Genomic DNA, 13,579 nt, shown 5'->3' with positions numbered 1-13,579 from the left:
TCCAGCAAAATCTTCGCCTCTCAGCCGACAACGGCCGGCTGCTTCACAGGCTTGTGTGAAACACGCGTCCACTCAAGTCCGTCGAGCAGCATCGCGAGTTGTGTCGCACTCAGATGCACCACGCCGTCGCGGACCGGCGGCCAGGTGAAGTGTCCCTGGTGCAGCCACTTCGTCACCAGCACCATGCCGCTACCATCCCATGCCAGAAGCTTCACTCTGTCCGCGCGCTTGCTGCGGAACACGAAGATGTCGCCGCAATACGAGGTTCGCGTGCAACGCTTCGCTCACCAGCGCCGACAGCGTGTGCACCGACTTGCGAAAGTCGACTGGCTGTGCCGCCAGCACCACCTTGAGGTCAGACCGTAATGCAATCAACGGATGCCCCGAAGCGCCGATAGCACTGTCGAAAGCGTCGCCAGCTCCACTCCGGGCTCGACCCGGATGCGTGCCCCGCCCAGCTCGATCTCGATCATTCCGCCAAGCTTGCCTGGAGCCGATGCCATCTGCGGCGGCACCTTATGCGCGCACGCTAACCGGTCCGACTCGTCTGCCGTCGCCGGACCGCTCTCGGAAGCGATCCGGACCGGCACGAAGCCTGGCGCCTGAAAGCTCACTGCCGTCGCGAACTTGCGCCGCCACACCGTCAGCAACCCACGGACAACGCCATGGCGCCGAGCGACCTCGGAAATATTGGCCCCTTCCTCGAAGCTCTCGGCCACGATCCGAGCCTTCTCTTCAGCCGTCCAGCGCCGTCGTCGACGCTGCCCTGTGATCACCTCGATCCGACGATAGGAGCCGCTTTCCTGCCTGGCATCAAGCCTGGCTTCATGCATGGCATCTGCCATAGCCCACCTCCAAAAAACAGTTCATGCCAGGCTGTATCGCAGCTCATTCGCGCGATGCCCAGGTGGGGGGCTCATGCCGGTTACACCCAATGTTGACCCCAGGGTTCCGCCTTCGATACCGGAATTTCTGAGGCGGCGGTAACAGGACCGAATCTGCAGCGGGCTGGCGTGTGGCTCTAAGCGGTTGGCTGATACAGTGTTGGAAACCAACGATCGACAACCGCAGTTGGGAAGCCGAGCTTCACCGGCGAGCGTGTTGTGGACGAGACGAGGTAACCCTTTTCAATAAGGGAGTTGAGCACCGCCCGCGCCTGGCGCTCTTTGTAGCCGGTGAGGCCGCGCGCAGGGCCCCGAGCATATTCGCCCGCCATGACCGCTTCGCGCAGCAAAGGCCATGAACCCTTTGGAAGGCGCTTTGCACGCGTCTCCTCCTCGGTCCAAATCTCCATCCGCCTCAGTAATTCTTCCGGCTCCAAAAGCCCGGCCATGAAGTTGACCTGGTCAACACAGGTGGCCAGGAAGAATTTGCAGAAATCAAGAAGCCCTGCCATCGTAAGATTGCCTCGGCTATCGAGGTCGCCGCGACGCGGCTCGTCAGCAGCCTGCAGATAGGCGTGGTATTCCTCGTGAAGCCAAGTCAGTCGATTACCTCCACGCTTTCCTATTCGATCGCATCAAAGTCGATCGCCCCTTCGTCGCGGAGCTTGGAACCAACCAGCGCTCCGACGCGATCATGCGTGCCATCGTGAGCAGGACCAGGAGTCTTGGAATACCGCTGCTGGCCGAGGGTATCGAAACGGAGCAGCAATGGTCGTGGTTGCCCAAACTCGGCTGCAACGCAGCACAAGGCTATTTGATCGGTAGGCTAAAACTGCCACACGCCGTTTTGTCCCACATGATGAGTGGCAGGTCACGTCGACGAAAGATGGGGCTTGGGCACTCCGTGTAATGCACATTGTAGCATACCGTTCGGGACCGTGAAGATCATGAAGTCTGCTTGATTTGCCGATGACAGCAGATCTTTCTGGTCGCTTTCCGTGACGCGCCTTTTCTTATCATTTTTCGAAATAATTTCGATCGGGAAGTGGGCATTGCGACGACGGCGCCGGAAGGCGCGCGACCAAAAAATTCGACGGTTGCGGGCGAGGGGGCCAGACGGCTTGGCCGGCAGGTCACTACACCCCGAAACACGCCAGTTGGCTCATCATGGTCGAGTGCGAGATCAGCGTGTTTCAGCGCCAGTGTCTTGGCCGCCGCATCGACGACCCCAAAAGGTCCCGAAACGAGATCGCAGCATGGCAAAGCCGGCGAAGCAAAACTCGAGCTCGCATCAAGTGGATGTTCGCAACCTGACAAAGCACGCGCCAAACTCGGCCGCGCCTATCCAGCCACCGCAAAGAGTCAAAATCACTGAGCTGAACCACTAGGTGCTCGCGCATTTTAGTCGTTCCAAAAAACGTTAGGGTGATCCCGCTCAAATTTCGGAGTTTCAGTCGTTTCCGACACCGATAAGCCGGGCTAGTAAGAGCAATAACCAGAAGGCACCGTTCATTCGAACACTCCCTTCTTCTCTACGCCGAAACGACGCACTCCATCCTGCTTCGATCCGTCGCGGAACGAGGAGCGGAGCTCCTCGCCGGGGGCGCTCGGGAACGGCATGCATGCCTATCTGTAGGTTCAATCCTAATTCGGACTCCGTAACGATGAATTAGGACACCGCGGTTAGGCGGAGATCGTCGGGTGCTTCCTCAGTCCCACCCGACACAGCTTAAATGCGTATATCGGAAAAGGGAGGTCCCGGCGGCAAACCGGGGCTTTTTCGTTTGGCTCAAGGCGGTAAACACAAAAAGGCAAAAACGCCGCCCGCTTGAAAAACCGATGCGAGCGGCGTTTAGCCAGCCAAGGGAAGGTGATGCAAAATCCCAGCGAGCACTAGTATGCACAGACTGTAACACGATTTTGTGTCGGGGAAAGGGACACCCGCCAGACGAGTACCTGCTATCTCGCAGCAGGGTATTGTGTGTGAGCAGACTTGGTGGAGACGCACGCATTGCTAAGCGCTCATGTCACGGCATGCACAACGTCATATTCTGGCCGCCGCCAAAGCTCCCGCGTAAATACCCGCTCGATCACCTCGATTGCTCTCATCACTTCGGCCTTGCCGATATAAAGCGGGGTGATACCGAACCGCATGATGTCGGGCGCCCGAAAGTCGCCGATCACGCCATGGGCAATCAGGGCTTGCATCGCTGCGTAGCCCCTTTCAAATGCGAACGAAACCTGTGAGCCTCGCTCTTCATGCGAGCGCGGCGTCACCAGCCTGAGCTGCGGGCAGAGACGCTCGACTTCGCCAATCAGCAGATCGGCGAGCTCGAGCGAGCGAGCGCGGACTTCATGCATGTCGATGCGGTCCCAGATATCGAGCGAGGCTTCCAGCGCTGCCATAGCGAGCACGGGCGGAGTGCCGATCCTCATGCGCTCAATGCCAACTGCTGGTGCATAGCCGAGATCGAAGGCGAAGGGCTTGGCGTGGCCCATCCAGCCCGACAGAGCAGGCCGCGCGTGATCAGCATGGCGCGGCGCAATGTAGAGAAACGCCGGCGCCCCAGGGCCGCCGTTGAGATACTTGTAGGTGCATCCGGCCGCGAAGTCGGCGCCAACGCGTGCGAGATCGACGGGCAACGCGCCGGTAGAATGTGCGAGGTCCCAGACAGTGACGATGCCCAGTGCGTGGGCTCTTGCGGTGAGCTCGGCCATGTTATGACGCCGCCCCGTGCGATAGTCCACCTCCGTGATATAGAGCACCGCGATTTCCTCGGACAGCGATTCCTCTATCTCCTCAGGCCGAACGAGCCGCAATTGGTGCCCGCGTCCCAAGGTCGCGATCAAGCCTTCGGCCATATAAAGATCGGTCGGGAAATTGCCGGTATCCGACAACACGATTTTGCGATCACGATTCATCTCGAGCGCGGCGGAGAGCGCCTGATAGACCTTCAACGACAGCGTATCGCCAACGGTGACAGACCCAGTTTCAGCGCCAATAAGCCGTGCAATCCGATCACCCAGCTTGCGCGGCTGCACATACCAGCCGGCAGTATTCCAGGCGCGGATCAGCTCGACGCCCCACTGCTGCTGGATGACGCGGCCCATTCGATCAGCCGTGCTAAGCGGCAGCGGACCAAGCGAATTGCCATCCAGATATGTCACACCGTCCGGAATGTTGAACAGCGGCTTTGTCTGTTCGTAAACGCGCAATCTGTTTTCTGTAGTGCTCATAGGACCGTTCGGACGCGCCAGAGTTCCGGGAATAGTTCGACCTCCAGCATTCGCTTGAGATAGCTGACGCCGCCGGTGCCTCCCGTACCTCGTTTGAAGCCGATGATGCGCTCCACGGTGGTCACATGGTTAAAGCGCCAACGGCGGAAATAGTCCTCGAAGTCGACGAGCTTCTCAGCAAGCTCGTAGAGCAGCCAATGCGTTTCCGGCGCCTCATAGACACAGCGCCAGGCCTCGACCACTGCATCGTTGAGGCGATGCGTTTCACGGACATCACGTTCCAGTACGGAGCGCGGAATCGCAAGCCCCTTGCGGTTGCCGAGGCGCAGCACCTCGTCGTACAGGCTTGGGATTGTGAGCTCCCTCTCAAGAAGCCGTGTCGCCTCCGCATCATGCGCGTGCGGCTTCAGCATGGCTGGATTGCGATTGCCCAAAACATATTCGATGAGGCGGTACTGACGGGATTGGAAGCCGGACGACTGTCCGAGCTTCGCCCGGAAATGCGTATACTCGCTTGGCGTCATCGTGCGCAGCACGTCCCATGCGCTGTTCAACTGTTCGAAGATACGTGAGACGCGCGCCAGCATTTTCATTGCCGGCGCGACGGCGTCGCGTGCAATCGCGTCGCGGGCCGCACCCAATTCATGAATGGCAAGTCGCATCCAGAGCTCCGAGGCCTGATGCTGCACAATGAACAGCATCTCATCGTGCGCATCCGACAGCGGATGCTGCGCGCTGAGAATGGTCTCCAATCGCAGATAATCGCTATAGGACATCCGCGCAGCGAAATTCGTTTCTGCGCCTTCTGCTGTTGGATCGTAGTCATTGTTGGCCATCGCGGGCGTCCTTAGTCAGACCGATCAGACAAGGGGTGAGCTCTGACCAGGGATCTCTTAGTGGGACGACTGCGCCTGCAGGGGTTGCGATTTGGCTCGACGACGAGACGACTCGGAACCTCCCGCCTGATCCGGACATCCCCCATCAGCTCGGCTTGGCAACTTAAGCTGAGACGTTCACCGCCGCCCACCCGCGCTGCGAGCGTGCCAAATTGCGCATTCATCGTCGCTGTTCCATCATCTGCCGGTCGACGATTTATGCAGATCTTTCGAACTGCGGCTGCCAACGCAAGAGGTATGATTGCAAATATTGTACAAGCAGCGCCAGCATGGTTCCGACGATCATCATTATAAAGATCGCGACCATCATTTCGCTGGCATTGGCGCGTGCCTCTGCCTCAATGATGAGCTTGCCGAGGCCACGTTCAGCGCCGATAAACTCTCCGACGATCACGCCGACAAGTGCAAACGACACTGCAGGGAGCAGAGACGCGAACACCCAGGCCAGCGCAGACGGAATGACAACGGTACGCAAGATGGTCAGCTCGCTCGCGCCCAATAGGCGGGCGGCGGCAATTTGATCTCTGTCGACCGCCCGCGTGCCTTCGAACGTATTAAAGAACACGATGAAGAACACGACGAGTGCGGCGGTCACCACCTTCGACACATCGCCAAGGCCAAACATGAGAATGATCAGTGGCACGAGCGCGATGCGTGGGATCGAATTGAACGCCAGAATGAACGGTCCAAATATGCGCGCAAGAACGTCCGAGCGTCCGAGGAGGAGGCCAACGACGATGCCGGCGGCCGAGCCGAACAGAAATCCCCACCAAGTATTCTTCAGCGTGACAAGCGTCGCTATCCAAAGATTGTTATCGGCATTCCTGAAGCAGACCAGAAAATCCGATGGGTCGTTGAGGCAGCTAAGCCGCAAGAAGCTCTGCCAGATCAATGACGGCTTCGCCACGAAATACGGGTCGAGAATCTTGGGAACATAGGCTCTTGGCAGAACTGCTTTGCTCCATTCAAAGCCCCATTGCCAAATCACAAGCAGAAAAGCGAAAATTGCGATCTGCCAGAGCACGATCACCTGACGACGGGTAGCCATGATCAATCGGCCTTGGTACGGCGAAACTCTTCGCCAAGCGAATGCCAGATGTGAGAATACAGGCGGCCGAATTCGGCCGTTTCGCGCAACCCGACTGGATCTCGCGGACGAGGAAAGGGCACCTGGAAGTCATCCTTCAGCCGTCCGGGCCTTGCGGACAGGACGATGATGCGGCTGGCCAGTGTAAGCGCCTCGCCGAGGTCGTGAGTTACGAACAGCACAGTCTGCCGTTCGCGCTCCCAGATATCGAGCAATGTCTTGTGCATTTCCAGCTTGGTATGAGTATCAAGCGCGCCGAAAGGCTCATCCATCAGGAGAATTTCAGGTTCGAGGATGAGGGTGCGCATTAAGGCCACCCGCTGACGCATCCCGCCCGAAAGCATCCGAGGAAAGCTCTGGCCGAAGCCAGTCAACCCGGCCTTTCCAATCGCATCGGCAACCCGCGCGGAACGCTCCGTCTTCGTGATACCGGAGATTTCGAGCCCGTAGCCGATATTCTGCTCGACCGTTCGCCAAGGAAATAGTGTGTCGCGCTGAAACACGTAACCGACGTTGGAATTTACCTTGCCGGTATCAACTAAGTCGCCGTCGACGAGAATTCGGCCGCCTGAATGTGGCAAGAGCCCGGCCACCATGTTGAGGATCGTGCTCTTTCCGCAGCCGGAGGGGCCGAGCAAGGCAACGAATTCGCCTTGGCGAACCTCGAATGATACATTGTCGACGGCAGCAAAATCGCCTCGACCGGCGCTGAAGCGCTTAACTAGTCCTTGCACAGCAATCCGAGTGCGACCAGCGTCCGCATTCGTCGTTTCTCGGGCAACGGCGAGGCTGGGGCCAGGCGCGGACATCACTTGTATTTTGCCTTCGCTACATTGAGAAAGCTCATATCGACAACGTCCTCGTATGCAGTCTCCGGAATTTCTGTACCCTTGCGGGACCGAATTCTGCTGCCCCGATCATAGGCGGCTTTGTCGATGTTTCCGTCATATGCCCAAGTCAATTTGTCAAAGCCAAGCTCTGCGCTAACGGCGGTGGGATCGATTCCAGAAAACCACTTGGGCGCAACCAGTGCCTGGACTTCGGCGAGCGGCGTCGTTTTGACCCACTTCATCGCCCGATAAATCGCGTTCACGAAGGCCTGTACCGTCGGCTTGTCCTGCTCGATCGTGTCCGCCAGCGTGTAGACGACCAGCACCGGAACCGTGCCCCCGAAATCTTTCTCAAACATCCCCGGTTGGGAGGTATCGTAGATCAGAGTGCCAAAGCCCTTTTTCTTGATTTCGATGATCCAACTTGGCGGTGCCATGATGGCATCAAACTGCTTGGTTTCGAGAGACGGAAACATGATCTCCTGCCCGCCGCCAGCGACCCAATTCACTTTTCCGCCAAGCCCTCGTGCTTCAAACAGATAAGTGCCATAGACCCAACTGCCCGATCCGATGGCCGTGGCCGCGATGATCGGCTTGGCCCCGTCTGGGCGCTTGTAGGCCGCTAGCTTCTCGAGCGACGTGATGCCGCTTTCATAGAGGTCTTGCCGCACAACAACATTGGCGTACGAGCACGCCATTTCAGTTGCGAGCAGAATTTTGCATGCCTTGCCGCGCGCCGTGAGTTGAAGGGGGTGACTGGCGTCACCGTGGGCGAACATCGCTTGGTCCGAAGCGAGCATCTGGCGACCGAAACTGCCCGAGTTGCCTGTAATCAGTTTCGAATTGAGTCCTTCATCCCTGAAATAGTTCTTGAGCTCGGCGATCATGCCGATGGCATAGATTGGCGTTGTGGGGCCGAAGGCGAGGGTGACCGGCTTGCCTTGAGCGCGCGACTGGCTCGGCAGCAACGAGGTGCCCGCAAATGCGGAGCCCGAAACAAGGACTCGGCGCCGTGTGATGGTCATGCATTACTCCCCTGCTGCTTGTTGCGAACCAGGCGCTTAAGATCCGTCATACGGCCGACGAGGCGATTGTCCCCGCTTTTTCTAACGCAGCGATTTCGTTTGTCGAAAACCCGATATCGCCGAGGATGTCGTGTGTATGTTCGCCGACCTGAGGCGGGTCATTGCCATTTGCGAGGCGGCGGCCGTCGAGCGATATCGGCAGCAAGGGGGTTTTGGTGTTACGGCCATCGGGCAAGCGGATCTCGGTCAAACCACCCGATTTATTGAGGTGGGGATCGCTGAACAAATCACCCGGTTTGTTCACGGGCGCATAGGGCAGCTCAAGTTCTTCCAGCTTCGCGGCAAGTTCGGCCTTGTTCCAGCCGCCAAATATCTTGGCGACTTCCGGGATCAGCCAGTCGCGATGATCAACTCGACCTTGAGCCGTGATGAAACGCGGATCGCTCAGCCAGGCAGCCCGATCAAACGCGAGGCAGAACGCCTGCCATTGCTCCTCCCCAACGACAGTGACGAAAAGCTTTGATCCGTCCTTTGTATCGAACAGGTCATAGATCGGCCAAGGACTGTCCTTCACCGAGTACGGAATTGAAGGGCGTCCGGTGACGACCTCGCACATCATCGCCTGTGCCATTAGAAAGACGTTGTTCTCGAAGAGGGCGCTTTGGATGTAACGACCGCGGCCGGTGCGCTGTCGTTCGGCGAGCGCGGCTTGGATCGCGATCACCCCAAACATGCCACCCATGACGTCATTCACTGAGGCGCCCGCGCGCATTGGCTGGCCCGGCAGGCCGGTCATGTAGGCGAGCCCGCCCATCATCTGAACGACTTCATCGAGCGCAAGACGGTTCTCGTAGGGTCCGGGGAGATATCCCTTGAGTGAGCAATAAATCAGCCGCGGCGCGAATGCGGCCACTGAATTGTAGTCGAGACCGACCCTCTTCATCAAACCCGGTCGGAAGTTTTCGATCAAAACATCGCTGCGCTCAGTGAGCCGGCGCGCCACCTGTTTGCCTCCCGGGCTCGACGTGTCGAGCGCGATGCTGCGTTTGTTCCTGCTGTATGTCGCAAAAAAACCCGCGGCAGGCCCCTTGAAATAGCGAGTGCGATCGCCCTTGAGCGGCTCGACTTTGACCACATCGGCGCCCAGGTCGGCGAGGATGAGCCCACAGGTAGGGCCCATGACCATCTGACTGAATTCAACGACGCGCACGCCTTCGAGGGGGCGGGGAATTGTCGGCCCTGATGTGGGATTGCCGCCCATCATGCCACCCTCCGCAACACCCTTGGAATTCCAGCCTCGTGCAGATGACCTGTCAGGTGCTTCTGCTCAACGTGCCGGGCGAGAATTTCGCGTGTCGCCATCAACCGATCCAGATCGATCCCAGTGGAGAGGCCCATCCGTTCGAGCATGAACACGAGATCCTCAGTCACAATATTGCCCCGTGCGCCCGGTGCGAAGGGACAGCCGCCAAGCCCCGAAACAGCAGCATCGAAGCGCCGGACATCCGCTTCGAGCCCCGCGACGACGTTGGCAAGACCGGCGCCAAGCGTGTCATGCAGATGTAGCCTGAGCATCATTTTTGGGCCGGTCTCGTTGCGAACCGCGCGTACGATCCGCTTAACCTGCGTTGGGGTGCCGTAGCCGACGGTATCTGCTAGTCCGATCTCGTCCGCACCCGCCTCGGCGAAACCCTGCACAAGGCGACACACCGCGGCCTCACTGACGTCGCCTTCCATTGAGCAGCCAAAAGCTGTCGCTACAGCGCCCACAAGATGCGGCCGCTCAGGAGCTTTTTGCGCGTTGATCCTCGCACGAACTACACGGAATGCTTCGAGCTGTTCCTCAATCGTGCGGCGCACATTCGCCCGGTTGTGCGTTTCGCTCGCCGAGATCACGAAATACATGCTGTTGACTCCGGCCGCGAGCGCGCGCTCAGCACCTTTAACGTTCGGTACGACCGCGCCGATGGTCGTAGACTTATGGGTCAACGCGTGCGCAACAACTGCTCCAACGTCGCCGAATTGCGGCACGACCGTAGCCGGTACAAATGAGCCCGCATCGACCTCGCTCACCCCCGCGGCGACGATCGCACTGATCAGCTCGCATTTTGCGCCTGTTGGCACAATGACATCCAAGTTTTGAAGGCCATCGCGCGGTGCAACTTCGCAGATGTGCACATCCGGTGAATTGTCCATTGGCGCCCTATTGTATATTCTTGCATTAAAGAACAATATGTGACATCATCTGTCAATGAAGATTCCGAACCGCTTCGGGGGCCCCGGAACGAGGCTCTGCCGGTGGGCGGCCAGGACATGATCCGCTCGCATTCCGCGGAATTCTATTTTCGGGTGAGGTTTGCATGGATTATCCTGTTGGCTGAACTGCCTGGCGCTGCCTGTTCGCGCGCCGCGCGGCGATATTCATCGGGCGTCCGCTTCAGGGGTGCATCCCGACGGAATCCTTTCGCCCTGCGGTTCTGGCGTAAGCCAAATAGCGTTCTTGGTGAAACGGAAGCGCCGCACCAAGAATGCCTTTCGTCCACGAAGCCACGCCCGTGCCCGATTGAAGAGGCGCGCCAACTCCAGCCCTCATTGCATAGAGCCAATGAGCCGCACAAACGATCGTTCAGTAAGGAGAAGCTATGTTTCAAGCCCTGCCTGATCTGCCGGCCGACGCCGTGTTGGCGTTAGCCGAGGCATGCCGCAACGATCCTCGGCGGGACAAGATCGACCTGAGTGTGGGGGTCTATCGAAACGATAACGGCGTTACGCCCGTCCTGTCCGCGGTGAAGGCCGCCGAACATCTCTTGGTCGAGGGACAGGACACCAAATCATACGTAAGCCCACTCGGTGACACAAAGTTCGTCAGCCTTATCCGCGAGCTCGCGATCGGAAACATCGAGGTGGATCGACTAGGTGGCGTTCAGACACCTGGCGGCGGCGGTGCGGTCCGGTTAGCTTGCGAGGTCATAAAGCTGGCGGCACCCTTTAGCCGGATATTTGTGGGCCTGCCGACATGGGGCAACCACATTCCAATCTTTGAGGCCGTGGGATTGGAAATAGGTACGTACACCTATTACGACGTCATTTCTCAAACGCTTCGCTTCGACGAAATGCTCTCATCGCTCAAGAGCGCAAGGAGAGGGGATATCGTGCTGCTTCACGCGACTTGCCACAATCCATCGGGCACGGATCTTAGCCTTGATCAATGGCGGGCGATCGCGCAACTTGTGGAGGAGAGAGGCCTCATTCCTCTCATCGACTTTGCCTATCAGGGATTCGGTGATGGTTTAGAGCAGGATAGAGAAGGACTAGAAATAGTGCTGTCCAGCGTGAGCGAAGCGTTCGTCGCTTATTCTTGTAGCAAAAACTTCGGACTGTATCGGGAGCGGACCGGAGCGCTCTTCGTCTATGGCACGAACCCGGTCTCAGTAGGGCGGACTGTTCAAGCCATGGCTGCCCTAGCGAGAGTTAACTGGTCCATGCCGCCCGACCATGGTGCTGCGGTCGTCGGCACTATCCTGTCGAACACCGCCCTTCGTCAGGATTGGCTTCGCGAGCTCACGACGATGCGGGAAAGAATTTTAAAAATTCGTGCGGCCGTCGGACGGGGTATGCCCGAATTTTCTCAGCTCGGGGCGCAAAAGGGAATGTTCTCCACCTTACCCTTGCATTCTGCCACGATCGACCGTCTCCGCAAGGATGATGCGATCTATATCGTTGGAAACGGCAGGATCAATCTGGCCGGCCTTACAACTGACGACGTGCCACGCTTTGTCGACAGTGTCCGGCGAGCAGTTTAAGCTGTCGAAATGCAACTCGGAAACGGATCCGCCTGTGGCACCTATCTGAAGACGTACACCTTAAGCGGGCGTCGAATATGACGCATCATCAGAGCCGATGCATCAGCATACCGGCGGGCCTCCAGGACGTCGAGCAGCCTCAGGTGTTCCTTCACGTGCCGGCGCATGCCGTCGCGATCAGCGAAGCTTCGGTATGCAAACAAGCGACGAATCGAATTTACGCGCTTAAGTGACTCGACGAAGAAGGGATTCTTGGCACCGCGCGCGATCTCCTCATGGAAATCACATCCCCATTGAAACACTTCACCTATCGTGAATTTTTCCAGCTCGCCATCAAAAATGCGCAGCTGGCGCTCGCGAAGTCGCTCGATGACCTCTGGCGCCAGAGCGTAACCAGGTTGAGCAATTGCTGCTGGTTCGATCACCGCGCGGAACGCCATAACTTGTGTCTGCGCTTCGGGACTTGATACAGTTTCAGCAAAACGCCACCCGTAGCCCGGTGAGCGCGCGATCCACCCTTCCGCTGCGATCCGATCCAGCAGTCGTTGTAATTCGGTGCGTGTTAGATCGTAACGGCGCAGCAATTCGGCTTCCGTGACATCGGCGGGAAGGCGCTTTGCGACCACGTCCGTTGCAATCGTCGCGTAGGCCTCTTCCGCGCGGCTTACCGCCGCCAGTGTGGATTGTGCGGCTACGCTCGTAGGGTCTCTTGTCAAGACAAAGCCGCGGTGCAATTCACCGCGCGCGAACCCCGCCTCTTCTAGAGCCTTTAAGCCTAGGCGAATTGGCGCGCGCGACAGGCCAAGCGCATCGGCAAGCTTTTGCTCGATGAGGCGATCGCCGGTCTTCATCCCATCGCGACGGACAACGGACAAAATGAGCCCAGCCAAGTGCTCGGCACGACCGAGCGGGCTCTTTTTCTTGGGCCGTCGTGAGATGGGCGACAACGGCCGAGCATCTCGATTCAAAGGTCTTTCTTTCCCGTTTGCCAGCATGTGGATGTAACTCGTGGCCAAGAGCGAAGTCAACTTGGAGCTATTGTACTAAGGATGCGAACATTGCCGCTGTGGCAAGGCTCCAAGTCCGCCGCCTTCCAACTTAAGGAGGCGCAACGCGAAGTTTGGCGAAGCCAGTTGCGGCTTTCGGATGGACGCGTCTGATTTCGCGCTCAATCTCGTCGAGGCGCACTTCGATCCGGCGTACTCCTGGTTCGCGTCCTCCTTTCTACGTAGATGCATCGACAAACTCGGTAACAATCTTATGCGCGAGATGCTGGCATAGCCCTCCTAATCTTGAACGCCTCAAGCCCATCGAGGTAGATTGCGCGACCGTCAACACAAGCCTTCGTCCATGGATCGAGATGAAGCGTCGGCAGATAGAACAGCCGGCGTTCCAGTTCGATGTCCTCTGATGCGGTACTTCCGGCTGCGCTCATGGCACCCCTCAACGTAACCTAATTTTTTGCGAGCAGCGTCAGCTATTTCCCGGAAGGGTATTGCTGCGGCAAGATCGCCAAGAAAGTGCCAGATCCCGAGCTGTCGTTCCAGGAAAGCGGACTTGAGGATGTCAACCATCTGGTTCGGCTGCACCCGTCCTCGGAGCTTGGGTTGCGTCTATGGACTTCTGGCCTGGGCTGCCATTCTTAATGCCGCCCGACCCGCGGGCGCGTCTCACCGCGCCCCAAATACAACCCTCCGCGGACGCACACGCCTGAAGGGGCGGTCGGCTCGGCGAGCCACGGTGAGGAGCAGCCGAATAGTCGCCACTGGTCTGCTGATCTTTCACCGGGAAAATACGGGACCGACGGCATTCATCTC

The 13,579-nt window shown here is 58.4% G+C and carries 12 protein-coding genes and 2 pseudogenes; 3 read left to right on the top strand and 11 right to left on the bottom strand.

The genetic code is table 11. The features are described 5' to 3' along the window. Positions 1-20 precede the first annotated feature (20 nt). The 3 genes and pseudogenes from tnpB to ACWAT4_RS42680 all read right to left on the bottom strand — a co-directional run bounded on the left by tnpB (position 21) and on the right by ACWAT4_RS42680 (position 1,396). Positions 21-375: pseudogene (tnpB, locus tag ACWAT4_RS42690) on the bottom strand (IS66 family insertion sequence element accessory protein TnpB). Continuing rightward, positions 372-845 (bottom strand): IS66-like element accessory protein TnpA, encoded by a 474-nt coding sequence (tnpA, locus tag ACWAT4_RS42685; protein WP_128929538.1) that lies wholly within the window; start codon positions 843-845, stop codon positions 372-374. Before tnpA ends, tnpB begins: the two are co-directional and overlap by 4 nt. Before the next feature lie 176 nt (positions 846-1,021). After that, positions 1,022-1,396, bottom strand: coding sequence for a hypothetical protein (locus tag ACWAT4_RS42680; RefSeq protein WP_188637391.1), 375 nt, complete (start codon positions 1,394-1,396; stop codon positions 1,022-1,024). Positions 1,397-1,464: 68 nt separating this feature from the next. Between ACWAT4_RS42680 and ACWAT4_RS42675 the strand changes: the two genes are divergently transcribed. Beyond that, complete coding sequence (locus tag ACWAT4_RS42675; RefSeq protein ID WP_128930197.1) at positions 1,465-1,794, top strand: EAL domain-containing protein; 330 nt, start codon at positions 1,465-1,467, stop codon at positions 1,792-1,794. A 224-nt stretch (positions 1,795-2,018) separates the two neighbouring features. Beyond that, positions 2,019-2,259: pseudogene (locus tag ACWAT4_RS42670) on the top strand (IS630 family transposase); the annotation flags it as partial. A 647-nt stretch (positions 2,260-2,906) separates the two neighbouring features. Here ACWAT4_RS42670 and kynU read toward each other — a convergent pair. From kynU to ACWAT4_RS42635, 7 genes are all read right to left on the bottom strand, one after another. Next, the gene (gene kynU, locus ACWAT4_RS42665) at positions 2,907-4,121 is read right to left on the bottom strand and encodes a kynureninase (protein WP_128929957.1); all 1,215 of its coding nucleotides are present in this window, start codon (positions 4,119-4,121) and stop codon (positions 2,907-2,909) included. Beyond that, complete coding sequence (gene kynA / locus ACWAT4_RS42660; RefSeq protein WP_128929958.1) at positions 4,118-4,957, bottom strand: tryptophan 2,3-dioxygenase; 840 nt, start codon at positions 4,955-4,957, stop codon at positions 4,118-4,120. Before kynA ends, kynU begins: the two co-directional genes overlap by 4 nt. A 256-nt stretch (positions 4,958-5,213) precedes the next feature. Then, a complete protein-coding gene (locus ACWAT4_RS42655; RefSeq protein WP_128929959.1) occupies positions 5,214-6,065 on the bottom strand; it encodes an ABC transporter permease in 852 nt (283 codons plus the stop codon). 2 nt (positions 6,066-6,067) lie between these two features. Then, a complete protein-coding gene (locus ACWAT4_RS42650; RefSeq protein WP_164933581.1) occupies positions 6,068-6,913 on the bottom strand; it encodes an ABC transporter ATP-binding protein in 846 nt (281 codons plus the stop codon). Next, positions 6,913-7,959, bottom strand: coding sequence for an ABC transporter substrate-binding protein (locus ACWAT4_RS42645; RefSeq protein ID WP_237864943.1), 1,047 nt, complete (start codon positions 7,957-7,959; stop codon positions 6,913-6,915). Before ACWAT4_RS42645 ends, ACWAT4_RS42650 begins: the two co-directional genes overlap by 1 nt. A gap of 46 nt (positions 7,960-8,005) precedes the next feature. Continuing rightward, the gene (locus tag ACWAT4_RS42640) at positions 8,006-9,220 is read right to left on the bottom strand and encodes a CaiB/BaiF CoA transferase family protein (RefSeq protein ID WP_128955189.1); all 1,215 of its coding nucleotides are present in this window, start codon (positions 9,218-9,220) and stop codon (positions 8,006-8,008) included. Then, the gene (locus tag ACWAT4_RS42635) at positions 9,220-10,155 is read right to left on the bottom strand and encodes a hydroxymethylglutaryl-CoA lyase (protein WP_128929962.1); all 936 of its coding nucleotides are present in this window, start codon (positions 10,153-10,155) and stop codon (positions 9,220-9,222) included. The genes ACWAT4_RS42640 and ACWAT4_RS42635 overlap by 1 nt, the downstream gene beginning before the upstream one ends. Positions 10,156-10,601: 446 nt before the next feature. Here ACWAT4_RS42635 and ACWAT4_RS42630 point away from each other — a divergent pair, with 446 nt between their 5' ends. Continuing rightward, positions 10,602-11,762, top strand: a complete 1,161-nt coding sequence (locus ACWAT4_RS42630) for an amino acid aminotransferase (protein WP_128929963.1) — start codon at positions 10,602-10,604, stop codon at positions 11,760-11,762. Between the two features lie 41 nt (positions 11,763-11,803). On the opposite strand, the gene ACWAT4_RS42625 is transcribed toward ACWAT4_RS42630, so the two are convergent. Further along, positions 11,804-12,613, bottom strand: coding sequence for a GntR family transcriptional regulator (locus ACWAT4_RS42625; RefSeq protein ID WP_232995542.1), 810 nt, complete (start codon positions 12,611-12,613; stop codon positions 11,804-11,806). Between the last annotated feature and the right edge of the window lie 966 nt (positions 12,614-13,579).

Source organism: Bradyrhizobium sp. T-1 (genome assembly GCF_053592855.1).
Note: the sequence above shows the minus strand (reverse complement) of the source record. Positions and strands in the feature narration are given on the sequence as shown.

Coding starts and splice junctions, on each gene's coding strand:
- ACWAT4_RS42645 (WP_237864943.1), bottom strand. CDS start 7,959: ATGACCATCACACGGCGCCGAGTCCTTGTTTCGGGCTCCGCATTTGCG.
- ACWAT4_RS42625 (WP_232995542.1), bottom strand. CDS start 12,613: ATGAAGACCGGCGATCGCCTCATCGAGCAAAAGCTTGCCGATGCGCTT.
- tnpA (WP_128929538.1), bottom strand. CDS start 845: ATGGCAGATGCCATGCATGAAGCCAGGCTTGATGCCAGGCAGGAAAGC.
- ACWAT4_RS42635 (WP_128929962.1), bottom strand. CDS start 10,155: ATGGACAATTCACCGGATGTGCACATCTGCGAAGTTGCACCGCGCGAT.
- ACWAT4_RS42640 (WP_128955189.1), bottom strand. CDS start 9,220: ATGGGCGGCAATCCCACATCAGGGCCGACAATTCCCCGCCCCCTCGAA.
- ACWAT4_RS42630 (WP_128929963.1), top strand. CDS start 10,602: ATGTTTCAAGCCCTGCCTGATCTGCCGGCCGACGCCGTGTTGGCGTTA.
- ACWAT4_RS42655 (WP_128929959.1), bottom strand. CDS start 6,065: ATGGCTACCCGTCGTCAGGTGATCGTGCTCTGGCAGATCGCAATTTTC.
- kynA (WP_128929958.1), bottom strand. CDS start 4,957: ATGGCCAACAATGACTACGATCCAACAGCAGAAGGCGCAGAAACGAAT.
- kynU (WP_128929957.1), bottom strand. CDS start 4,121: ATGAGCACTACAGAAAACAGATTGCGCGTTTACGAACAGACAAAGCCG.
- ACWAT4_RS42650 (WP_164933581.1), bottom strand. CDS start 6,913: ATGTCCGCGCCTGGCCCCAGCCTCGCCGTTGCCCGAGAAACGACGAAT.
- ACWAT4_RS42680 (WP_188637391.1), bottom strand. CDS start 1,396: ATGGCAGGGCTTCTTGATTTCTGCAAATTCTTCCTGGCCACCTGTGTT.